Origin of the sequence: Carboxylicivirga litoralis, from assembly GCF_025499605.1 — a bacterium.
Lineage (GTDB): Bacteria > Bacteroidota > Bacteroidia > Bacteroidales > Marinilabiliaceae > Carboxylicivirga > Carboxylicivirga litoralis.
In genome coordinates this window covers 129,748-154,085 of record NZ_JAFMVC010000005.1, presented here as the reverse complement: position 1 = coordinate 154,085, position 24,338 = coordinate 129,748, and the positions used below count along the sequence as shown (strand labels likewise).

The following is a 24,338-nucleotide window of genomic DNA, read 5'->3' as shown; positions in this document are numbered from 1 at the left end:
CAGCAATATGAATGGAGCATTTAATCTATCTGTGATTCAATCATTATTAATCGAGTAAATCAAAATCTATTTCCTCTTGCTTCGACTCAAACAAGCGTGTATCTTCACATCGAATCGTTCGTCCCGGAAATTTTTTGAGCAAGTTGTAATTGTGCGTTGCCATCACAACGGTATTACCCGACAGGCAAATCTTTTTCAACAAGTGCATCAACTCATCAGAAGTATCCGGATCGAGGTTACCCGTTGGCTCATCAGCCAGTATTAAATCTGGTGAATTCAGAAGTGCTCGGGCAATTCCAATACGTTGCTGCTCTCCACCAGAAAGTTGGTGTGGCATTTTATAGCCTTTGTGTACCATATCAACATGCGATAACACATCACGGATGCGCTTATCCATATCTTTCTTATCCTTCCAGCCTGTTGCTTTCAGCACAAACATCAAGTTATCATACACACTGCGGTCGGACAATAGTTGGAAATCCTGGAAGACGATACCCATTTTTCGTCGTAACAAAGGCACCTGATTGGTTTTAATGGTTTTAAGTGGATAACCAGCTACAAAGCCATAGCCTTCTTCAAGGGGCAACTCTTTGTACATTGTCTTTAACAAACTTGACTTCCCACTTCCCACTTTACCAATCAAATACACAAATTCTCCCGGTTGGATACTAAAGTTTACATCCTGTAAAATCAGGTGCTCCTGCTGGCGAATGCAAGCATTTTTAAACTCTATTATATTCCCTTCGGTATTTGTACTTTTTATGGGTTGCTTCCTCATATCAAATCAATGACTGTATTTAATCAATCAAAGAAACAATTTTTTTACCGGATATAAAACCAATACTTATCAACAGGTAAACTGTTGAAATCTTATTCCATTGGTATGAATTAAAAAGCCCTGAGATAAGAATACCCCAGGGCTAAAACAATATGTAATTTTTATATTATTTCAATTGAGCAAGCGCTTTTTTCACACGATTAAAAGCTTCCACCAATTTATCATCAGCCGTAGCGTAAGAGAAGCGAACACATTTTTCACTTCCGAATGCACTTCCCGGAACCGATGCCACATGGGCATCTTCCAATAAATACATGCATAAATCCATTGACGTGTTAATTGTATATTTACCATAACTCTTTCCAAAATACTCACTCACATCAGGAAAAATATAGAAAGCTCCATCGGGTACTGCCACTTTAAAGCCCGGAATATCTTTAACAATATCCAACACCAGATCACGACGCTTATAAAATGCCACCCTCATATCTTCAACACATTGCTGATCTCCCTCAAAAGCTTGTATTGATGCTGCCTGCGCAATGGCGCAAACACCAGATGTAAACTGTCCTTGCAGCTTTGCAACAGCCTTAACAATATTAGCAGGAGCGGCAATATATCCTATACGCCATCCGGTCATGGCATAGCCCTTTGACACACCATTAATCACAATGGTACGCTCTTTCAACGACTCAAATTCAGCCAAACCAATGTGTTTTCCAACGAAATTAATCTTTTCGTAAATCTCATCAGAAATAATATAAACATGGGGATACTTTTCGAGCACATCAGCCAAAGCTTTTAGCTCATCACGACTATATACACTACCCGTTGGATTCGAAGGAGAATTAAATAAAATAGCTTTTGTCTTTGGTGTGATACTATCCTCCAACTGCTGAGGTGTTATTTTAAACTTAGTATCAACACCCGCCTCTACAATTACCGGTGTTCCTTCGGCCAACTTAACCAATTCAATATAACTTACCCAGTAAGGTGCAGGTATAATAACTTCCTCACCAGCATTTACAATACACTGTAAAACATTGGCCAAACTATGCTTAGCACCGCCCGACACGACAATTTCATTGGCCGCATAACTTAACCCATTGTCTTTTTCCAGTTTGTCAGCAATAGCTTGCTTTAAAGCCGGAAAGCCCGCCACAGGAGGATAATGAGAAAGATTGTCATTAATTGCCTTAATAGCCGCGTCTTTAATATGCTCAGGTGTATTAAAATCAGGCTCGCCCAACGTCAGGTTGATTACATCAACACCACTTTCTTGCAATTCTCTGCTTTTTTGGTTCATCTGAATGGTTTGCGACTCAGACAATGCATTAATTCGGTTCGAAATAACATCTGTACTCATCAAAAACTCTCCTTATTACTTGAATGACTTAATTTATTAACATCTCTACTCAAAGCAAAACATTTTATATCTTGCATTCGAATAGCAACAAAATTAGTTAAAAATCATAAGCAAGCAACATTTACGAGCATAGACACTATTAAAGTTTATTATTTTTTACTTACACATATACACAATTAATCATTGCAAAATTTCGAATCAATTTATTTTCAATTCATAATACAATGATTTATAAATTTACAATTTAACAAGCCACTATAAAAAACACGTAAATTTCACACATATGATAGCTCTTAATGAATTACTTAAAATAGCAGGCGTTGTCTTTCTAATAGCAACACCACTACTTATTTTGTTCAGGTGGTTCTTGAAACACAACATCAAACTTAAGGAACTCGAGCTCGCCAATAGCACCTTTAAAGAATTGATACCAACACGACTACAAGCCTACGAACGCTTAACGATTTTACTGGAGCGCATTAGCCCTGAAGCGATAGTTTTAAGAGAAAACAAACCCGGCTTAACCAGCTTACAATTACAAAAACAACTACTGCAAATCATCCGGCAGGAGTTTGAGCACAACTTTGCGATGCAGGTCTATCTTCCAATAAAAACCTGGGACACCATCATTAAATCGCGCGATGAAATCATAAAACTCATCAACACATCATCTGGCGAAGTGCAACCGACTTCACCTTCAATGGAACTTTCGAGAGTTATTTTAGAGAAAGGCATCAATGAAACCAATTTCTACCTTACAAAAGCCAAAGAAGCACTAAAAAAAGATATTCAGCTGTATTATTTTGACTAAGAACTCAATGAAGAAAATAACAATTATCACGGTTACTTATAATTGTGAAAAAACTCTGTGTGATACTATTCAAAGCGTTAATAAACAAACCAAACGCAATGAAATCGAATACCTGATAATTGACGGCCAATCAAACGACAAAACAAAGGAAATTATTGAAGCTAACAATGACGGCATTGATAAATGGATAAGCGAACCCGACAATGGCATTTATGACGCCATGAACAAGGGCTTGAGAATGGCTTCAGGCGAATGGGTGGGCTTTTTGCATGCCGACGATATGTTTTATAATGAAACTGTGATTGAGAATATCATCCACTCAATAAAAGACAACAAAAACGTTTGTTACGGTAATCTCAATTACATCCAGGAAAATCCACCTCACCATATAATACGCTACTGGAAAAGCCAGCCTTTTTCACCCAAACTACTTAAACGAGGCTGGATGCCCGCTCATCCAACAGTCTATATTAAAAATGAATTGATTCAGAAATTAGGTTTTTTCAATACACACTTTAAGATTTCAGCCGATTACGACTATATGCTGAGACTCTTCTCCCACCCTGACACCAATAGCTTATTTATTGACCAGACCATCATCAACATGCGCCTTGGCGGTGTTAGCAACAATTCCTTAAAGAATATCATCCGTAAATCGAAGGAAGATTACCGCGCTTTAAGAAATAATAAAATTGGTGGCCTATACGCTTTATTTATTAAAAACTTCAGTAAGGTTTTTCAGTTTTTTGGCTAAAGCTAAACGTGGGTATTTCCCCCGTAGTATTCAGCTGTATAATACCCATAACCTTTTTCATTAATAGAGACATCATTAAGAATAACCCCAAGCCCTTCAACTTGCTCACTCACCAAATTATCAATGGTATGCACCATATGATCTTTTGAAGTATAATTAGATCGCACAATAAACAGATTACAATCAGAGTGCTGCATCAACAATCGTGCATCTGCCACCAACCCAATTGGCGGTGAATCAATCACAATCACATCAAATTCTTTTCTCAAATAGGCATATAATTCATCTGTTTTCTCTCCAACAATTAACTCACTTGGGTTGGGAGGAATTGGCCCGGCTGGAACAACACTCACATTCTCCAAAAAAGAATCATAAATAATATCCTTAATGGAGCATTGGCCTATAAAATAGTTCGACAAACCTTCTTTTGCCTCCAAATTAAATAAGGCAGTCAGGCGTGGCTTGCGCATATCAAAACCGACAATCACCGTTTTCTTACCCGAGATGGCAAATACCGATGCTATATTCTGTGCACAAAACGTTTTTCCTTCACCTGTATTTGAACTGGTTAAAGTAATAACCTTCAACTCTCTGGCTCCAGCCATAAACTTAAGCTTGGTCCGTATCGATCTAAAGGTTTCGCTAATAACAGAATGCGGATATTCATGAATCACATTCTCAGCTTCACTTTTATTATTAACAACTATACCAACCACCGGCACGTGTGGCACCAAACTTCGCAGATCATCATTACCCCGGACCTTTGTGTTTAAAAACTCTTTCAATCCAATAAAAACAGCAGGAATAAGCAAGGCCAGCATCAATCCTTTTTTGTAATCACTACTTTTATTGGGAGAAACAATCGCCGAAACAGATGCATTATCAATCACTTCATTATCGGGCGCATTACTTGCTTTTGAAATCTGCGTTTCAGAGTGCTTCTGTAACAAGAACGTATAAATTGCATCATTCAATTTATAAGTACGATCAATAATCAGGTAATCCTTCTCCAACTCAGGCAACTTCTCCATATCCCGAACAATCGACTGCAACTCCTTCTCAATTTCACTTTTCTCCAGCATCAGATTACGCAACACCTGGTTAATGGATTTATTCAGCAAATCAATGGTTACTTCAATTCGCCCATTCAGTGTCACCACATATTGATTATTCTCCTGGGCCGACCCTTTCAGCATTTCTATTTCCTTCTGCAATTCAATCAATTGCTTCACCAACTCGCTTACCAAACCTGTACTCTCATTATCAACTGCCGGCAGCAAAAACTGTTCGAAATCATCCGACAACTCAAGGTTCTTTTGCAAAAACTTATAATAATCGATGCGCATATTGAGCATTTTCAGCTCAGTTTCTGTTTCATAATATTTATCTGCCAGCTTCTGCGAAAACTCTGAAGGCCCCATAAAGCGATTGGCTTTACGATACGACGACAAACGATTTTGCACTTTATCCAAGGTGTCGGCAACCGTTGCTAACTGCGCTTCAATAAAGGCAATAGAACGAGTCGCCATATCATTTTTCTGATCCAGATTATGCTCCAAAATTACCTCACATAACACATCTAAAAACCTGACAATCTTACTTGGACTAGTACCGATAGATGTAATAAATAAAATACTTGAACCCTCACGATAAGGTGCTACACCAAGCGAGGACCGGTATTCACTTGTTAATTGCTGATGTGTTTTAAAAATAAAATAGTACGATGTGCCTGGCGTGAGACTAACATTACTTTTTCTATTAATTTTAAATGCGAAAGCATCATTCTTCAACCACTCACCTTCATTGACAACCTGGTCAACATCAAGCAAGCCTGCACGTCCGGCAAACTCCTCACGGGCATAATTATGCAATACACCGCCTTCACTCTTTACATGAACTCTAACTTTATTATCGGATAAAAAATTGAGTTCAATAGGAACATTTAACAACTGCGGATGAATAGAGTCAAAAACAATTGTAAATGGTGAACGATTATACAATTCAGAATCTTTAAAACGGCCTTTTTGATAATACGACACGCCAAAATCAAGGCGATCAATCGCTTTTTTAATAATATTACGCGAACGAATAATAAAACTCTGATTTTCCACACTTCGCATTTCTGGCGACAAACCAAAGCCCTCCATTAAGTCAGCTTGAGATATTGACTTCTGCTCACTCCCTTTCAGCATTAGGGTTGCAGAAGCTTTGTAAACAGGTACGGTATAACGATGATATAAAAAAACAGCACCAAAACAAAGCGGAAAGGAAATAACAAAAAGGTACCAATTCTTAAGTACAAGTCGAATTAATCGATTGATATCAAATAGATTATCACCCCCTGTTTTTCTTACTTCTGTATGGTTGGTTTGTTGTGAAGTATCAATATTACTCATTCATATAAATTTGGCTTGCCAAATATATACATTTTCAGCCTTTTAATAATTACGCTTTACTTCTATAAATATGGACTTCTGTATAAATATCTGCCTTTTACCAAATCATCACTAAAACTCTCTCCATTATATACCATTTGCCCTTTAACAAAAACAAACTCAACTCGCCCCTGCAAGGGGAAAAAGTTTTTCACTTTTTCCTGCATACCTGGCAAATGACAATAAAGATTCCTCTTAAAACCTGGTTCCCAAATCACAACATCAGCATCACTACCAACACGAATAATGCCTTTTTGCGGAAACAAGCCCATAAACTTCGCCGTTCTACAAGCCATTAAGTCAATCAACTCCGCAAAAGTAATCCTACCACTTGTAACGCCCCACGTAAACAAAACGGATAGTAAATTTCGGATTAAAAAATATTCATCAGGTCGATTATCAACCTGACTATCTTTCACAACACCTTGTGCAAACAATTTACTCATTGGTCGCGCCACAAAGTAATTTTGCTGCTTTAAACATCGCCAAATCGTTTCTTCTGAAAGTAAACTTAACTCCTCAACAACCGGAAGTCCGGAATAAACAGAGCGACCATCAACGGCAATTCTATCAGAATTTGAAATATGAAATGGAAACATCAATTCAGCATACACATGACCACTGGTCGCATATTCCTCAATTACATCCAACTCCTCCTTAAAACAAACATTCTGAATACAAACAACACACCCCAATTCAGTAGCAATCTGCAAAAAAGCATCCAATTGATTGATATGACTGGCGATGGTTTCAGCATAAACAGCTGATGCGGATTCGTACCAAAAACTTTCTTCTCCCGGTTTATGCATTTCCACCAAAATGGGCGTTGAATCTTTAGCTGCAAATTTCAATAGCTTTTCCAATCTTTTATGCTCATCTGGCTTAACAGGCCATTTAAGATAAAAAGAGGCCACTCCTTCATGCGCATAACAATAATCAATATCATTACCACTTAACTCCTTCCAGTCATTCAAGGAAAGGTGATAGCCATAATCAGCATTAATGCCATGGACCACCTCTTTTTTGCGCAACAGTTCCTCTTTATATAAAAATGACGATTGAGGAAAAACCGGTTCAATGACCGTAGTCGTTCCGCAACTGATATGCGCCTGATTAAAGCGTTTCAATGCCTCTTCATCCTGCATTATCAGTTCACTAAAAAAAATATTAGTATCAATAGTGCCAGGCAAAAGAAATTTGCCGCTAGCATCAATCACAGGCGTTTCTGGTTCGGGCCTTTCAATAGCATCATCAACATCAATCAGCTTATCATTACCAATTAACACATCTTTACTCCTCAACTCTCCATCAACGACAATCTTCCCATTTTTAATCAGAACATAATCCACGACGGTTGTTTTTTTTCTAAATATATCAATTCAACTAAGCAATTACAACCCAACCCACTATCACAATGAACAATTAATCGTAGATGTTCTGACTTTCTTCATTTCTTTGATACTTTTGCGCCAAAATAATTCATATGTGGTTTTACCTGGCATTATCCTCAGCATTATTACTTGGCGTTTACGATGTTTTCAAAAAAGCATCACTAAATAACAATGCAGTTCTCCCTGTCTTAATGATAAGCATAATGTCGTCTGCCCTTCTATTCATTCCTCTGTGGCTGTTATCAGTTAACAACTACATAACTGCAGAACATGAATTATTTATACCAAACATCACTATTAATGAACACCTTCAGATTCTTTTAAAGTCAGTAATCGTTCTAATTTCATGGATATTCTCTTTTTTTGCGCTTAAACATTTGCCCATTACCATAGTGGCACCAATCAGAGCTACCGGACCATTATGGACCTTAATTGGCGCCATCCTGATTTTTTCTGAACAACTTAACACCTACCAATGGATTGGCATAATTACTACGCTTTCTTTTTTTTACCTGTTTTCAACCACCGGAAAAACAGAAGGCATCAGCTTTAAAAACAATAAATGGTTTTGGTTCATCATTTTGGCTACTATCAGCGGCGCCGCAAGTGGCCTGTACGACAAACACCTACTCCATAGAGTAGACAGATTAGCTGTGCAATGCTGGTTTTCAATCTATCAAACATTATTAATGATACCCATCATTCTACTCCTATGGTGGCCTAATCGAAAAACATCAACACCTTTTTCTTTTCGATGGACAATTCCTCTTATTGGAATCACTTTAATACTGGCCGATTTCATCTATTTTAAAGCAGTCAGCCAATCCGACGCCCTTATTTCAGTCATTTCGGCCATCAGAAGAGGCGGTGTTATTATTGCATTTACTTTCGGCGCTATCGTATTCAAAGAACAAAATATTAAAAAGAAAGCCTATTACCTGACGGGCATATTAATTGGAATTGCCGTTCTCATATACGGCTCCACTTTAAGCTAAATTCGTACGATTTCGTACACCAACATTCACAAAATCGTACATTTTTTAAATATTGTCGTTAAACAGAAACAAACCCTATCTAGCAGCAATGCTGACACTTACTCCACTTGGCATACATATTGTTTAACACAGCACCGATTGTAACGACAATTATTGTAATGCAAATAGCGCATAAGAGCAAACAAACCTAACGCATTGCCCAGGTAAAATGAAGAATTCAAACACTCACAAAGAAAATGGCGATTTCTTTACTGCATAATAATAATGAGTTCTTATCTCATTATTTTCTTCATTAAAAATCCAGGCGATCGCCTGAAGGACATTCACCAACACGGTTTCTAGTGTTTTGGCGATAAAGGTGCAATTTCTCTTCAGGCATGGAGGCTGTAACCCGACCCAAAGAGTTCAGCCTCTTTTTTTTATATTTTTTCCGAATCACCACTTACATTTAATTGTCAATAAACCTGTTGATAACAATTACAGCAACCCGTTGGTGATGCTAATAAAATTGGTATTTTTGTAGCATTAAACAATTATATATGCAGGATTTCTTGCACGCAAGTCATGATGAGGCCTTGCAGGCTATAGAGAGATACGAGAAAATGATGAGCGCAGATAAAATTGAATATTTTGATGTGCATCAGATTGAGAGTATTTATGACTTTTACTTCGAAAAGAATTTGCCGGAACAGGCCGAACAGATTTTAAACATTGGCCTTTCGCAACATCCTAATTCATCGGGTTTATTAGTAAAAAAAGCAATGCTGATTGCTGAAAATGGACAACTCGACGAAGCGCTTGAAATACTAAAAACCGTTGCTCCACTTGAAAATTCCAATGCTGATGTGATGATGACATTGGGCTGGATTATGCTTCAAAAAAGCAACACAGAAAAGGCACTTCATTATTTCTGGAAAGCTGTTGATGTAGCCTTTGATGACAAAAGCGATATCTTATTAGAAATAAGCTACAATCTTAACCAGCACGAACTTTACCTTGAAGCCATCAACTTTTTAAAAGCACTTTTAAAAGAAGAACCTAACAACGAAAACGGACTGTTTGAATATGCCTATTCATTGGATAAAGTGCTCGAGTATCAAAAAAGTATTGACACATACCAGAAATTACTTGAGATCAATCCGTATTCTGAAAATGGCTGGTATAACTTAGGTATTATTTATAACAAGCTGGGCAATCACTTTGAAGCTTGTAAGGCGTATGACTTCACCTTAGCCATCAATCCTAATCACGAAGAAGCATATTTTAATAAAGGAAACAGCCTGGTCCAATCAGGCTGCTTTGCTGAAGCCATTGATGCTTATACCGAGCATATTTCACACAGTAAGGACATTGCCCTTACCTATCAATATATTGCAGATTGCTGGGAACAGTTGAGGAGCTATAACTTAGCCCTTCGTTTTTATCAACTAACCATTAAGCTAATGCCCAATCAGGCTGATGCCTGGTATGGAATGGGAACAACACTAATGGAAATGTCAAATTTCGAGGGTGGCTTACAAGCTATTGACGAAGCTATTTCAATCAACCCTCTCAATGCCGATTACTGGTTTGCGCATGCACGAGCACTCTTTGAACTTGACAAAGGCGAAGATGCCACATGCAGTCTTGAAAATGGCCTCAACCTCGATCCGCATGAACTAACGGGTTGGTTTGAGTTATTAAAACTAAAAATCGTTCTCAACGAAAATTTCGATATTACAGAATACATTACAAATATTACAGAGAGATATAATGATGTGGCAGCGGTGCATTATTTATCGGCTATCGCCCATTATCATTACCTCAAAAACACACCTCATGCACTTGTTTCGTTGAACACTGCACTAAATCTTGATACAGAAGGCCTGAAAGCTATTGAAGAAGATTATCCTGAATTCTTAAAAGATGAAGCTATCAGCCAATTGATTAAAACAATTATCGAATAAGCATACATCAAATGAACAACGCCATTTCTTCATTTATTAAAATTGCCATTAAAGGAGCTGCCATGGGCGCAGCTAACGTAATACCTGGTGTCTCAGGTGGCACAATCGCCTTAATAACAGGCATTTTTGAACGTCTTATAAATGCCATAAAGTCGTTCAATGGAAAAGCTATTCAATTGCTATTAAAGAGAGACTTTAAAGAACTAGCAAAGCACATTGACTTATATTTCTTGATTGCATTATTTACAGGTATTGGCCTGGCCGTTATTAGCCTGGCTAAACTTTTTGATTATTTATTTATCAACTATCCTATTTACATATGGGCCTTTTTCTTTGGACTTGTCTTGGCATCAGTCTATTACGTTGGTAAAACATTAAAACAATGGTCCGTTTCAGCAATTATCAGTCTAAGTGTTGGCACTGCAATTGCAATTTCATTTACTGTATTAACGCCAGCGAGTCAGAACGACTCCTTTTTATATCTTATTTTATGTGGGGTTATAGCTATATGCAGCATGATTCTGCCTGGCCTTTCTGGTTCTTTCGTTTTAATATTATTAGGCAACTACCAGTTAGTGATGATTGATGCCATTAACAACCTTTCATTCAAAATACTTCTGCCTGTTGCTTTGGGTGCTGGGGTCGGATTAGTTGCATTTTCTCACTTTTTATCGTGGCTTTTAAAGAAATACCACAACCAAACCATTGCATTACTTACCGGATTTATTGCTGGTTCACTGGGAATACTTTGGCCATGGAAAATTGAAGAAACTCAGCAATTTGGAGAGAAAATTAAAACAGTTGGATTTGATTATTACCAGCCAGAGTTTACTTCAGAGTTTTATTTTGCTGTGATTTTTATTATTTTAGGAATAGCAAGCATTACAATTACAGAACTTTTAGCGACCAAGAAAAAATAGAGCAATGAAAACGTTTGGCCTGATAGGATTTCCGTTAGCACAGTCTTTTTCACAAAAATACTTTACTCAGAAATTTGAGAATGAGAACATAGATGCCCGTTATCTTAATTTTGAAATGGAGGACATCATTGAACTGCCGGAAGTTCTGAATCACCATGCCTACATTGCCGGATTCAGCATTACAATTCCTCACAAAGAAAACATCTTTAAGTTTCTCAATGAACTTGATCCAACAGCTCGTGAAATTGAAGCATGCAATGTGGTTAAAGTCACCTGGAAAAACAAAACACCCATCCTAAAAGGCTACAATACTGATGTTATCGGATTCTCTGATTCCATTCAACCACTATTAAAAGAACATCATAAAAAAGCATTGATTTTAGGCACAGGTGGAGCTGCTAAAGCCATTGCCTTTGGACTTAAAAAAATGGGCGTTGAATACAAATACGTATCCAGATATAAAAAAGAAGACACACTCACCTATACTGAACTTACCAAAGAAATACTGGATGAGTTCAATGTCTTAGTTAACTGCACGCCATTGGGCATGTACCCAAACATTGAACAATGCCCGGATATTCCTTATCAACTCTTATCGGACAAGCACTTGCTTTACGACCTCACTTACAATCCGGAGACCACACAGTTTATGAAGAATGGCTTAGAACAAGGCGCAACAGTTAAAAATGGCCTGGAGATGCTTCACCTGCAAGCAGAAGCTGCCTGGAGAATTTGGAATGAGTAAAAAGGGCGATTTACTTATTTACTAAATCGATGAACTAAAAATCAATCCTTAACACCGTCAGTGGTAACATGAAATCGTAAACCCTACACCTTTATAGCATCGACTATACAAAGGGTGGCAAATGCTTTATCTTAGACCGAAACAAATCATGCGGATATTCAATATCAACTAAAAACAATGCCTGCCCGGGCACAGACGTCCCAGCCTCTGCCCTGTCTTTGTTTTCTATAACCTCTCTGAATTGCTCTATTGTAATTTTACCACGACCAACTTCCAATAAAGTACCTACAATAGCTCGTACCATATTTCTCAGAAAACGATCAGCTTTAATTACAAACACCGCTCCATCATCTTTTTGCTCCCACTTGACATACTTAATTTCGCAATTATTGGTTTTTGTATCGGTATGTAATTTACTAAAACTAGTAAAATCGGTGTATTCAAAAAGTATTTGAGCCGCCTCATTCATCTTTTCCACATCCACCTTATAATAAGGACGGTAACTAAAATCTTTTATAAAAGGATTTTTCTCAGTCCGTAAATAATAATGATAAGTACGCGCAATGGCATGAAAGCGACTATGAGCGTCTTTATCTACGTCCTGAACAGAATAAACCACCACATCGTTTCCAACAATTCGATTCAGCTTATATACCAAATAATCTGTGTCATCCACAGGCTCATCATTATCAAAATGTGCTACGAAATAAGAAGCATGCACACCCGTATCAGTTCTGCCACAGCCAACCACATTGATCTTCTTTCGCAAAACTTTGTTTAGTGCATCATTCATCACCTCCTGCACACTAATCGCATTGGGTTGAATTTGCCAGCCATGAAACGATGCACCATTGTATGCCAACTCTATAAAATACCTATACATCCTGATTTTACATTAACGCTGCCAAAGTTAACTAAAATACGCTACCATCAGAGGTGCTTTCTTAATCTTGACATCATTTAATCAAATAACTAACTTTAATAAACTTGCCTTTGAATGATTTAAAAGAAAATGTCTAACCACTTAAAAAAACTACACCATGGAAACAATACATGACTCCACTATCAACACAGAAACAGTACCCATCCTGGCGGTTCTCGACAAATTGATTAAGTCGCAGGAAAAAGGTGATTTACAGGAATTTTCCACCTGCTTTGCCCAAGATGACAAAACAGTTAATATCGGTACCGATCTAGACGAAATATGGTATGGATGGCAGGCCTTTTACGACTGGATGACCACTGCCATCGTTAACAAACCCGACTACACTATTGCATCAAAAGACACACGCATTCAGCTTAGCCAAAACAAAGATGTTGCCTGGTACTCACAACTTTTAGATACCTGTTTTGAAACAAAAGGAGAGCCATTTAGATTGGAAGGATTCAGACATACTGGCGTTCTTGAAAAGCGTGATAACAAATGGCTTATTGTACAAAGTCATATTTCTATACCCGACAATACATTACCAAATTTGATTAGATAAGCATGTTTGGAATTATATTAATTAATATATTACTCTGCTTAACATTTCAGAACTACACCGACATGCGCGCCAACATGGTTGAAAATCAAATTATTAAAAGAGGCATCTCAAACCCAGCTACCATCACAGCCATGCAGAAAGTTCCACGACACCTATTTGTCCCTGATGAACTTCAACCATTTGCCTATGACGACAGGCCTCTGCCAATTGGTAATAATCAAACTATTTCCCAACCCTACATTGTAGCATATATGACGGAGCAATTAGAGTTACAACCTGGCGATAAGGTTTTGGAAATTGGCACAGGCTCAGGCTATCAAGCAGCCATATTGGCCGAAATAGTTGAAGAGGTTTACACCATCGAAATTATCAAACAACTTGGACTAAGAGCCGCTTCTACACTTAAAAACCAAGGCTATTCGAACGTATTTTGTCGAATTGGCGACGGCTACCATGGTTGGAAAGAAAACGAACCCTATGATGCCATAATACTAACAGCTGCACCATCCAATGTACCCAAAGCTTTGTTTGAACAGCTTGATGAAGAAGGACAATTAATTGCACCGATTGAAAAAAACGGACAACAGTATTTAATACTTTATACCAAGGAAAAAAATAAGATTAAACACAAACGTTTATTAGCGGTACGATTTGTTCCATTTACCCGCAATAATCCATAAACAAAACAATGTATTAACGTGTTATCTAAAGAGATTCAACATTTTAAACAACAAATACAAATATGAAATTTATTTTTTCAACATTACTCTTTTCTTTAATTGCTTTAACAACGCAAGCACAAGAATCTTTTTACGACTTTGAAGTAACTACTATTGAGGGGCAACCTTTCCAATTATCACAACTTAAAGGTAAAAAAGTAATGGTGGTTAATGTGGCTAGCAAATGCGGTCTTACACCGCAGTACAAAGAACTTCAGAAAGTATATGAATTATATGGCGGCGACGACTTCACAATCATTGGATTTCCGGCGAATAATTTTATGAAACAAGAACCTGGCACAAATGATGAGATTGCCACTTTTTGTGAAAAAAATTATGGTGTTACTTTTTTAATGATGAGTAAAATTTCTGTTAAAGGTGATGATATTCATCCTTTGTATAAATGGTTAACAAGTGGAGAACTAAATAATTTTGGCGACAGCAAAGTCAAGTGGAATTTTCAGAAATATTTAATCAACGAGAAAGGCGAAATTGAAAAAGTTATTTCTCCAAAGACCAAACCAGACGATAAAGAGATTATCGATTGGATAACATCCTAAAAACGAATGTATGATTGGGAAAGTTACCGGCATTCAGACTTCTACTATCTTTTATGCATTCTTTCTGTTCTTCCGGTAGCTTTTCTTTCAGAAATAAAAAAGGTCGATGTTGATGCATCGACCTTTTCAATATAAGATACTTTACTAGTTTAATCCTCTCTTATTCAACAAAGGCTGAAGCGACGGCTCCTGCCCTCGGAACTTACGATATTGAATCATGCCTTCATCATCACCACACTCAGAAAGACAATGCTGGCGGAATTTGACTGCCAATTCTTTGTTAAAAATATCTCCGCTTTGCTTGAATGCATCAAACGCATCTGAATCTAATACAGCAGCCCAGATATACACATAATAACCAGCTGCATAGTAATCACTACTAAAAATATGACCAAAATAAGTTGAACGATATCTTGGAATAATCTCCTCAATCAAACCAATTTCATCCATAGCTGTCTTTTCAAATTCAACGGTATTTTCTACCACATCACCAGCTTTAAGTGCATGCCACTTTAAGTCAAGCAACGAAGCCGCAAGATATTCAACCGTAGCAAAACCCTGGTTAAAATGACCACTCTTCTGAATCTTCTCGATCAAATGATCCGGAATAACCTCACCTGTTTTATAGTGACGAGCATAATGACGCATCACCTGAGGTTCAGCTGCCCAGTTTTCCATAATTTGTGATGGTAGCTCTACGTAATCCTGCGGAACAACACCTGCTGTTCGTTTAAACTCGCCACTGGTAAACAATGCATGAAGACCATGCCCAAACTCATGGAACAAAGTACTCACTTCATCAAAAGTTAACAAAGCAGGGATATCACCTGTAGGTGCAGTAAAATTACAAACCAACGAAACAAGCGGAGTTATCTTTTTACCATCTTTGGTAATCGCCTGACGGAAACTTGTTTGCCAAGCACCCGGACGTTTACTATCGCGTGGATGATAATCCAAATACAACAATCCAACATGCTCACCATTAGCCTCTTTTACTTCAAAAACTTCTGCTGCAGGATTATAAACCTGAATATTTTCAATCGGTGTAAAGGTGATTCCATACAACTGATTAGCGACCCAGAACATTCCATCACGCACATTCTCTAACTGGAAATATGGCGTTATTTCCGACTCATCAAGGTCATATTTCGCTTTTCTCAACTTTTCGGCATAATACCACCAGTCCCATGATTGAAGTTCAAATTTTCCACCTTCCTGGTCGATAATTTGTTGCATTTCTTTCAGCTCCTGCTTAGCGACTTTTAAAGCAGGCTTCCATAGCCCCATGAGGAATTCATCAACATTTTCAGGCGTTTGAGCCATATTAGTTGCAATGGCATAATCGGCATGTGTTTCATAACCTAGCAACTTAACGCGTTCACTACGAAGCATTGCCACCTTACGGGCAATCTCTTTATTATCAAACTCATTATTGTTATTACCACGCATAAAATAGCCGCGATAAATCTCTTCACGTAAGTCGCGATTATCAGCATATTGCAAAAATGGAATTAAACTAGGCTTTTGAAGTGTAAACACCCATTTACCTTCCATATCGTTAGCTTTAGCCGTTTCCGCAGCAGCAGAAATAACACCTTCGGGCAAACCAGCCAAATCAGCTTCTTTATCAATCACTAATTTGAAGTTTTTATTGGTTTCATTCAACTGGTTTTCACTAAACTCCAATTGCAGCGTCGACAACTGTTCATTGAATTGCTTAAGTTTAGCTTGATCCTCAGCCGAAAGCTCTGCTCCATTTCTGACAAAATCATTGTAATATTTTTCAGTTACGCGTTTTTGAGCAGCCGTCAGGTTCATCTCCTCTCGTTGCTCATAAACAGCTTTCACCTTATTGAACAAGCCCATATTCATCGAAATATTATCCGAATGCTTAGTCAGCAATGGCGTAATAGTTCTGGCAATCTTTTGAATATCATCATTATTATCGGTTCCCTGAATATTAAAGAAAACAGAGCTTATCTTGTCTAATAAAGCGCCTGAACGGTCGTAAGCTAAAATTGTATTTTCAAAACTTGGCTGTTCCCTGTTGTTTACAATAGCATCAATTTCCTCTACCTGCTCCTTCATACCTTTCTCGAAGGCTGGCATATAATGCTCAACTTTAATAATATCGAAAGGTGGTGTTTGAAACGGCGTTTCATATTCAGTAAAGAATGGATTCATACCTTCTGTTGTCTTTGTCGCGGTTTGACATGCGCTTGCCAGCACAACAAGCGCCAGCAAAAAGCTAAATAATTTATTCATCGTAAATTGATTTTGGTTGGATTTCATTTTGCAAAAAATTTCAGCACGAAGCCAAAAGTATAAAAAAAAGACATCCCTAAATGAGATGTCTTTATGTTTTGCAACTTATTGCGTTGAGTTATGACTTTAATTGAGCCTCAATTTCTTTTATCTGGCCTTTAAAATCCTTATCCGTTTCAATCAGGTTATTAATGGCTTTGCAGGCATGCAATACAGTAGCATGATCCTTTTTACCAATTTTGGCTCCAATGGTTGACAACGAGGAGTTTGTCAAGCCTTTGCTGAAGAACATAGCTATCTGACGCGCCTGAACGATTTCGCGCTTACGTGTTTTCGATTGAAGAATATCGAGTTCTAAACCAAAGTAATCGCAAACAGTTTGTGAAATTGAATCAATAGACAATTCTTTACTAGTCTTTTTCACCAGCTTATCAATGATCTGCTTAGCCGATTCAAATGTAATTTCCTTCTTTGTCAAAGTAGCCTGAGCCAACAAAGAGATAAGCGCCCCTTCTAACTCACGCACATTATTAACCACATTACTGGCAATGTAATAAATAACCTCTTCAGGAACGGACAAACCATCCTTATATATCTTCTTGTTCAAGATAGAAACACGAGTTTCAAAATCAGGAATCTGTAAATCTGCAGCCAAACCCCACTTAAAACGCGATAATAGGCGGTCTTCCAAGCCCTGCAACTCAACAGGTGCTTTATCACTTGTTAAAATCAACTGCTTACCCGATTGATGTAAGTGATTAAAAATATGAAAGAACGTATTTTGCGTCTTTGTTTTACCAGCAAATTCCTGTACATCATCAATAATCAGCACATCAATCATTTGGTAAAAGTTCAGGAAGTCGTTTTGCGAGTTATTCCTTACTGAATCGGTAAACTGAGTTATAAACTTATTAGCACTAACATATAAAACAGTTTTTTCGGGCGTATTACGCTTCACATCAATCCCAATTGACTGTGCCAGGTGGGTTTTTCCTAAACCAGAGTTTCCATATAAAAACAATGGATTAAAAGCTGTTTTACCAGGATTTTTTGCAACTGCTAAACTCGCACTGCGCGCCAAACGATTACATTCACCTTCTACAAAATTCTCAAAGTTATAATCACCATTTAATTGTGGATCAACACTCAAGCGCTTGATTCCCGGAATAATGAATGGATTGCGAATATCTGGCTTTTCCTGGTTATTAACGCTTACAGGTCGATTACGAAGGTCTGTTTTGTTACTAGTAGGAAAATTTAATGTATAAGGCTGTTGATTAGCAACATGTGCATTATCCATTACTACATTATATTCTAGCTTAGCATTATTCCCAAGTTCTTTACGAAGAGTCTTGCTTAATAAGTCAATGAACTGTTCTTCAAGATATTCATAGAAAAACAGGCTTGGTACCTGAATTGTCAGAACGTCTTTATCAATTTTAACAGGTACAATAGGTTCAAACCAGGTTTGGTAACTAATCTGAGGTATATTATCCTTAATCACGTTTAGGCAATTCCCCCAAATTTTTTTGTAATCGACTTCCATTCTTTCTGCTTCCTTTATAGAATTATGTTTGATAACTATCTTAAATGCGAAAACAAAATTTGTGAAAAAAAAAATGAAAAAAAAACTTAAAAAGACTTGACATTTTAATAATCAACATTTGATACCTAGAAATCAAGCAATTAAAATCAATTGACAATAACCATTGAAATTCAATTACTTACAGTTTCTAGCCAACTTTCAATTAACATCTCAAATGCCCTGTTTTTAAACCTTTTGTGCGATTAGATAACAATTACTTAAATTTTTTCAAAAAAAAATTAAGGCGCTATTTATTAACAGTATATTTATTTTTTACTGAGTGTTTTTACGTGCTTTTTTGAGACTAATTGGCACGCCATTTTCAAGTGCAACAATTACAGATTCGTCATAAATACGAATTACTTTATCTAATATTTTCTGCGCTTCGTCAAAATTACGAGTCTGTCCACAAGTATAAATATATTTCGAATTTCGATAATCTTCGACGATTCTAATATCACTATCCGGTATTGTTTTACCCAAATCTAAAGGTTGTTTCGACTCTTTTATTACCACCTCATAAACCACCCCTCCAACTCCGTATGCCTGATCGCTAACTACAACCTTTTTACCCATATTAATAGCTGAAAATGAGACATATCTATTGGGATTATGCCTAACATCAATTAACAATCTATTAAGGTTATTACTCGCTTCGGTCAATGAGTTATACAGCTCCTCATCATGCATAAGTTGTCCCAATGAACCTTCACCGGCATTGACACTATCCAACAACACATTGGCACTTTGAAGTGTTAGAGCCAGATGTTCAATGGTCTTATCAAGGTTGGTTGCTTCCAGCTGTCGCGTAAATCCAGCCAGATTTGAAAACGTCGAGTCAATATACGGGCGCTGAGCTGTTAACATCGCCATTAATGAATCGGTACGCTGAAGCATGACAGTTACATCACCATTATCATCCATTTTCTTAGCCAGATTTCGACTAATTGACTCAAAGTTGCGCATTGATCGCTCCAGGTTTTGCATACTGGAACTAAAACGCCCTTTTTCTTCACTAAACATCTCGCCAAGATTGGTGAGTACAGTATCGAGTTTAACTATTAATCGTTCTGTCTTATCTTTTAAAGGCAAAACCTCCATACTCATTTTATCGGCCAAATCGCCCATTACAGATGTATTCATCGTATCGCCAACGGCCAGCATATTTTGACTTGTACCACTTACGAATTGCACTCCTTTAGACCCCATTAAATCCAAACTATATATTTGAGCCTTGGAATCTTCCGGTATCATTATTTCTTCAATCAAAGTAAAAGTTACCAGAAAACGATTGGGTTCGTATGGATGAAAATCAATATCTCGAACAGTACCGATTTTAAAACCTCGGAAAAATATTGGACTGGCTTTTGTCAATCCATCAATGCGATCATAAACCCCATAATACGATTTACCTACTTCAATAATATTCCGGCCTTTCAAAAAGTTAAATCCCCATACGACGATTAAAAAAGCAATAAATACGGTTAATCCTATTTTAACTTCCTTCTTCATAACTACTTATTTGGTGATTATATGTTTGCATTGAATAAACAATTTACCAAAATTGCTATCAAATTGCTTAGATTTTAGTTTTACTGCTTCTGTAACCCCCTGGCTTCACTTAAGCTGATTTTAGCATCGCCTTTAAACGCAATAATGAAGGCATCAGAAACTTTATTTCTTACTTGTGATAAGGATTTTAATATAACGTCGTAATCGGAGCTACATTCGGTAGTGTATTTATAACGTTCACCATCTTTAAATTCCCACACTTCATCAAACTTCTTATAGATATGTGTTCCTTCTTTTATTTTCTTCTTTGAAGAAGCCACCTGTATTCTATAATTAATTTTCTCTTCTTTCACAACCTGAGCCTGACGTGTTATGTCTTCCAACTTACTCTTGGCATCAAACTCTTCTTTATAATCACGCACTGCTCTGAAAATTGCCGATGCCATATAAGTTTGCCCCTTTTCTGAAGCAATGAATTTCTCTTCAGTGCCGTTAGTTAAAAAACCAAGCTCAACCAATACACTAGGCATGGAAGCCTTTCTCAAAACAAGAAAACCGGCCTGTTTTACACCACGATCACGACGCCCCACTCTTTCTTTAAACTGTCCCTGCACCAAAGACGCCATCTGAATACTTTGATCAATGTGAATATTCTGCATCAACTCAAATATAATATACGATTCTGCCGAGTTGGGATCGAAACCTTCATAAGTAGTTGTATAATCTTCCTCCAGAACAATAACGGAGTTTTCAAGCTTTGCCACTTCCAAATTTTCTTTTGTTCGGTGCAATCCTAAAACAAACGTTTCGGCGCCATATATTTTAGGCGTTGAAATTGCATTGGCATGAATGGATATAAACAGGTCGGCCTTGCTTTTATTAGCTATTTCAGCACGTTTATTTAAGGGCACAAACACATCCTTCTGGCGGGTATATACAACTTTTACATCTGGCATGTATTCATTTATATATGCCCCAAGTTTCAAAGCCACATTCAAAACGATGTCTTTCTCTTTCGATATTTTTCCAATAGCACCCGGATCTTTGCCTCCATGTCCGGCATCAATGACCACCGTTTTGAATTGTATCGACTCCTGCGACTCACCAATAAAAGTGTTAAAAAGAAATAAAACACTTATCCAAACGAAAAACCTCAGGCGTGTTTTAAATAAATAAATTGTCATACTTTTACGTTATTACTGTTCAAAAATAGAAAAATTATACACACTTAAAAAAAGCATGACTAAAGGCATATTTTATAGAGAGAGCCTGCATGTGCGCAATTTTTGACTATTTTTGTGAACGCTTGAAAAAAATACCACTTTGACACTAATTAGACTTAAGGCATACAAGGCGCTCAAAACTATTACATTAACAATAGCTTTAATGAGCTTCTCTTTTTCACTCTCTCTTTTAAACGCTCAAGAGAACAAGCTTCTGCAACCTGAAGAACAACAAACTGAAGTAGCAGACAGTACATCAATCAAATCGGGAAATGCACCCTTTTTAGATGGCATTGTTGATTATGAAGCGAAAGATTCGATTAGAATGGATCAAATTCCTACTTCAAAAATGAAGCTCTATCGCGATGCAAAAATAAGCTACCTGGATGTTACTTTACAAGCTCATTACATCGAATTGGACATGGACAGTAGTACTGCAACAGCTTATGGAACGATTGATACCTTAGGGAATGAAATTGGATTACCCGTATTTACCGACCCAAGCGGTGAGTACACAATGCGCCGAATGAGATACAATTTCAAAACCGAAAAAGCGATCATTGAACACATTGTAACCGAACAGGGAGAAGGTTTTGTTGTAGGAAGTAAAGCCAAGAAAATTGAGGACGATTCGTATTGTATGAAAAATGCGAAATATACAACTTGCGATCACCACGATCACCCTCACTTTTACCTTAACTTAACGAAAGCAAAAGTAATCCCCGGTAAAAAAACAGTAACAGGCCCTGCCTACCTGGTGGTTGAAGATGTTAAGTTACCAATAGTTGTTCCGTTCGCCATGATTCCCACAACCAGCTCCTATAGCTCTGGTTTTCTGTTTCCATCATACCGCGATGAGCAAATAAGAGGATTTGGCCTGACCGATGGTGGTTATTACTGGGCAGCCAGCGACTACTTTGACTTTATGGTTAAAGGCGACATCTTTACCAATGGCTCATGGGCCATTAGAACAGGAACAAATTATAAGGTAAGGTATAAATACAGTGGGCGTTTCAATTTCCAGTATATCACCAATATATATAGCGAAAAAGATCTGCCCGACTATAGTAAAACAAAAGATATGGCTATCAATTGGACTCACCGCCAAGATGCGAAAGCCAATCCTTATCAAACGTTCTCTGCCAGTGTGAATTTTTCAACCAGTTCGTTTGACCGAAATAACATTAACAACCTATATAACGCGGCCAATAACGATATTTCAACAAATACGAAGCGCTCCAGTATTTCATATAGTAAACGCTGGGCCGGAAAACCATATAACTTTTCTGCTAACTTGTTACACTCGCAAAATAGCCGCGATACTACCATTGACTTAACTATTCCTGATTTAACCTTTACAGTCAACCGATTCTATCCTTTTAAAAAGAAGAATAAAGTCGGCACCAAGGAAAACATGTTTGAAAAGATTAGCTTATCCTACACAGGTAATCTAAAAAACTACGTTCATGCGAAAGAATCTGAACTTGGAGTGGATGGAGAAAGCCTGGCTAACCAGTGGAAAAATGGGGTTAAGCACAGCATTCCTGTTGCTATGAACCTGAAATTTTTGAAGCACTTTACAGTTACTCCTTCGTTTAACTATACAGAGCGCTGGTATCTAAACAAAATTGAAAAAGGTTACGACGAAGAAACAAACAAAATTGTTAATACAGATACAATTACAGGGTTTAATCGTGTTTACGACTATAGTTTCAGCGCCGGAACATCAACAAAAATTTACACTGAATACACACCTTGGCGCAAGTTATTTGGTGATAAGGTTCATAAAATTCGACACGTTGCCACACCATCTGTTTCAATGTCGTACCGACCTGATTTTGGACAAACAAAATATGGGTACTACGATTGGTTTGAATACTATGACGAAGAGCAAGACGAGGTTGTGCGACACGACTATTCTTATTACGATGGTGCTTTATATGGTACACCTGGACGAGGAAAATCCGGATCCATGAGTTTAAGCCTGGGGAACACACTAGAAATGAAAGTTAAGAGCGATAAGGATACCACTGGATTTAAAAAGCTTAAAATACTGGAGAGCTTAAACTTCAGTACCAGCTACAACTTTCTGGCCGATTCTATGAAATGGCAACCGGTTAATATGACTGGTCGTACTAAATTATTCGGCACCAATGTCAACTTTGGAGCCCGCTTCGATCCTTATGCACTTGATACAACCAGCACCGGAAAGGTTATTCGTGTCAATGAGTCTCATTTTTCAAGACAAAAGAAACTATTCCGCATGACCAGTGCCAACTTAAGCTTTGGGCTTAATTTTGGCTCTGACACATTTAAAAAGAAGGATAAAAAGCAAACTACCGATCCGAATGCCACGAGTGAAGACCCCAATGATCTACCTCCCGATCCTTTGAACGATCAGGAATTTGATCCTCGTGCTACATTTCAGGGCGGCAATGCCACTTTTGTAGAAGGTGATGATGGTTATGCCAAATTTGAAATACCATGGAATATATCCATCAACTACTCATTGCGCTTATCAGAAGACACGAAAAGCTTTGACCCCAGGAAAATGGCTTATGATTACAAAGTCACATCAAATATCAACTTAAACGGAAACCTGTCGCTGACACCCAAATGGCGCATTAACTTTTCATCAGGTTATACTTTTGACACGAATGAGATTTCGCACACTAACGTTGGAATCAGCCGCGATTTGCACTGCTGGAGCATGAATTTCAACCTGGTTCCCGTTGGCCGCTATAAGTCTTATTTCTTCACCATTCGGGTGAATTCAAGCATGCTACAAGACCTTAAGTACGAAAAGCGTAATCACCCACGTGACAACGATAGCTTCTATTAAAAAC

Annotated in this window: 19 protein-coding genes; 10 read left to right on the top strand and 9 right to left on the bottom strand. The window is 37.6% G+C overall.

Translation table 11 applies throughout. The features are described 5' to 3' along the window. Nucleotides 1–46: 46 nt before the first annotated feature. Both J1N10_RS07085 and J1N10_RS07080 read right to left on the bottom strand, forming a co-directional pair. On the bottom strand, nucleotides 47–778 hold the full coding sequence (locus J1N10_RS07085; protein ID WP_262325992.1) for a cell division ATP-binding protein FtsE: 732 nt from the start codon (nucleotides 776–778) through the stop codon (nucleotides 47–49). 166 nt (nucleotides 779–944) lie between these two features. Beyond that, nucleotides 945–2,144, bottom strand: a complete 1,200-nt coding sequence (locus J1N10_RS07080) for a pyridoxal phosphate-dependent aminotransferase (protein WP_262325991.1) — start codon at nucleotides 2,142–2,144, stop codon at nucleotides 945–947. A 283-nt stretch (nucleotides 2,145–2,427) separates the two neighbouring features. On the opposite strand from J1N10_RS07080, the gene J1N10_RS07075 reads away from it, so the two are divergent. Both J1N10_RS07075 and J1N10_RS07070 read left to right on the top strand, forming a co-directional pair. Further along, nucleotides 2,428–2,955 (top strand): DUF7935 family protein, encoded by a 528-nt coding sequence (locus J1N10_RS07075; RefSeq protein ID WP_262325990.1) that lies wholly within the window; start codon nucleotides 2,428–2,430, stop codon nucleotides 2,953–2,955. Nucleotides 2,956–2,962: 7 nt separating this feature from the next. Beyond that, a complete protein-coding gene (locus tag J1N10_RS07070) occupies nucleotides 2,963–3,709 on the top strand; it encodes a glycosyltransferase family 2 protein (RefSeq protein WP_262325989.1) in 747 nt (248 codons plus the stop codon). A 2-nt stretch (nucleotides 3,710–3,711) separates the two neighbouring features. Here J1N10_RS07070 and J1N10_RS07065 read toward each other — a convergent pair whose 3' ends face one another. Both J1N10_RS07065 and J1N10_RS07060 read right to left on the bottom strand, forming a co-directional pair. Further along, nucleotides 3,712–6,105, bottom strand: coding sequence for a GumC family protein (locus J1N10_RS07065; protein ID WP_262325988.1), 2,394 nt, complete (start codon nucleotides 6,103–6,105; stop codon nucleotides 3,712–3,714). A gap of 62 nt (nucleotides 6,106–6,167) precedes the next feature. After that, nucleotides 6,168–7,493: an amidohydrolase family protein gene (locus J1N10_RS07060; protein WP_262325987.1), complete on the bottom strand. Its 1,326-nt coding sequence runs from the start codon at nucleotides 7,491–7,493 to the stop codon at nucleotides 6,168–6,170. Nucleotides 7,494–7,627: 134 nt separating this feature from the next. Here J1N10_RS07060 and J1N10_RS07055 point away from each other — a divergent pair, with 134 nt between their 5' ends. The 4 genes from J1N10_RS07055 to J1N10_RS07040 all read left to right on the top strand — a co-directional run bounded on the left by J1N10_RS07055 (nucleotide 7,628) and on the right by J1N10_RS07040 (nucleotide 12,141). After that, entirely contained in the window at nucleotides 7,628–8,530 is a 903-nt protein-coding gene (locus tag J1N10_RS07055; protein ID WP_262325986.1) for an EamA family transporter, read from the top strand. A 539-nt stretch (nucleotides 8,531–9,069) separates the two neighbouring features. Further along, nucleotides 9,070–10,476, top strand: a complete 1,407-nt coding sequence (locus tag J1N10_RS07050) for a tetratricopeptide repeat protein (protein WP_262325985.1) — start codon at nucleotides 9,070–9,072, stop codon at nucleotides 10,474–10,476. Nucleotides 10,477–10,487: 11 nt separating this feature from the next. Continuing rightward, nucleotides 10,488–11,396, top strand: a complete 909-nt coding sequence (locus J1N10_RS07045) for a DUF368 domain-containing protein (protein ID WP_262325984.1) — start codon at nucleotides 10,488–10,490, stop codon at nucleotides 11,394–11,396. A gap of 4 nt (nucleotides 11,397–11,400) precedes the next feature. Next, nucleotides 11,401–12,141 carry a shikimate dehydrogenase family protein gene (locus J1N10_RS07040; protein WP_262325983.1) on the top strand — a complete coding sequence of 247 codons (741 nt, stop codon included), beginning with the start codon at nucleotides 11,401–11,403 and terminating at the stop codon, nucleotides 12,139–12,141. Between the two features lie 103 nt (nucleotides 12,142–12,244). Here the strand turns inward: J1N10_RS07040 and truA are convergent, their stop codons facing one another. Further along, on the bottom strand, nucleotides 12,245–13,024 hold the full coding sequence (gene truA, locus J1N10_RS07035) for a tRNA pseudouridine(38-40) synthase TruA (RefSeq protein WP_262325982.1): 780 nt from the start codon (nucleotides 13,022–13,024) through the stop codon (nucleotides 12,245–12,247). 157 nt (nucleotides 13,025–13,181) lie between these two features. Here truA and J1N10_RS07030 point away from each other — a divergent pair, with 157 nt between their 5' ends. The 3 genes from J1N10_RS07030 (at nucleotide 13,182) to J1N10_RS07020 (ending at nucleotide 14,907) form a co-directional block, all read left to right on the top strand. Further along, nucleotides 13,182–13,628 carry a nuclear transport factor 2 family protein gene (locus J1N10_RS07030; protein ID WP_262325981.1) on the top strand — a complete coding sequence of 149 codons (447 nt, stop codon included), beginning with the start codon at nucleotides 13,182–13,184 and terminating at the stop codon, nucleotides 13,626–13,628. 2 nt (nucleotides 13,629–13,630) lie between these two features. Beyond that, on the top strand, nucleotides 13,631–14,308 hold the full coding sequence (locus J1N10_RS07025) for a protein-L-isoaspartate(D-aspartate) O-methyltransferase (RefSeq protein ID WP_262325980.1): 678 nt from the start codon (nucleotides 13,631–13,633) through the stop codon (nucleotides 14,306–14,308). 62 nt (nucleotides 14,309–14,370) lie between these two features. Next, complete coding sequence (locus J1N10_RS07020; RefSeq protein WP_262325979.1) at nucleotides 14,371–14,907, top strand: glutathione peroxidase; 537 nt, start codon at nucleotides 14,371–14,373, stop codon at nucleotides 14,905–14,907. 144 nt (nucleotides 14,908–15,051) lie between these two features. On the opposite strand, the gene J1N10_RS07015 is transcribed toward J1N10_RS07020, so the two are convergent. The 4 genes from J1N10_RS07015 to J1N10_RS07000 all read right to left on the bottom strand — a co-directional run bounded on the left by J1N10_RS07015 (nucleotide 15,052) and on the right by J1N10_RS07000 (nucleotide 21,453). Next, nucleotides 15,052–17,172: a M3 family metallopeptidase gene (locus tag J1N10_RS07015; RefSeq protein WP_262325978.1), complete on the bottom strand. Its 2,121-nt coding sequence runs from the start codon at nucleotides 17,170–17,172 to the stop codon at nucleotides 15,052–15,054. A gap of 118 nt (nucleotides 17,173–17,290) precedes the next feature. Beyond that, nucleotides 17,291–18,718, bottom strand: coding sequence for a chromosomal replication initiator protein DnaA (gene dnaA, locus J1N10_RS07010; RefSeq protein ID WP_262325977.1), 1,428 nt, complete (start codon nucleotides 18,716–18,718; stop codon nucleotides 17,291–17,293). Nucleotides 18,719–19,030: 312 nt separating this feature from the next. Beyond that, a complete protein-coding gene (locus tag J1N10_RS07005; protein WP_262325976.1) occupies nucleotides 19,031–20,269 on the bottom strand; it encodes an MlaD family protein in 1,239 nt (412 codons plus the stop codon). A gap of 80 nt (nucleotides 20,270–20,349) precedes the next feature. Then, nucleotides 20,350–21,453, bottom strand: a complete 1,104-nt coding sequence (locus J1N10_RS07000) for an N-acetylmuramoyl-L-alanine amidase family protein (RefSeq protein ID WP_262325975.1) — start codon at nucleotides 21,451–21,453, stop codon at nucleotides 20,350–20,352. Nucleotides 21,454–21,592: 139 nt separating this feature from the next. Between J1N10_RS07000 and J1N10_RS06995 the strand changes: the two genes are divergently transcribed. Continuing rightward, a complete protein-coding gene (locus J1N10_RS06995) occupies nucleotides 21,593–24,334 on the top strand; it encodes a putative LPS assembly protein LptD (RefSeq protein WP_262325974.1) in 2,742 nt (913 codons plus the stop codon). The last annotated feature ends 4 nt before the right edge of the window (nucleotides 24,335–24,338 follow it).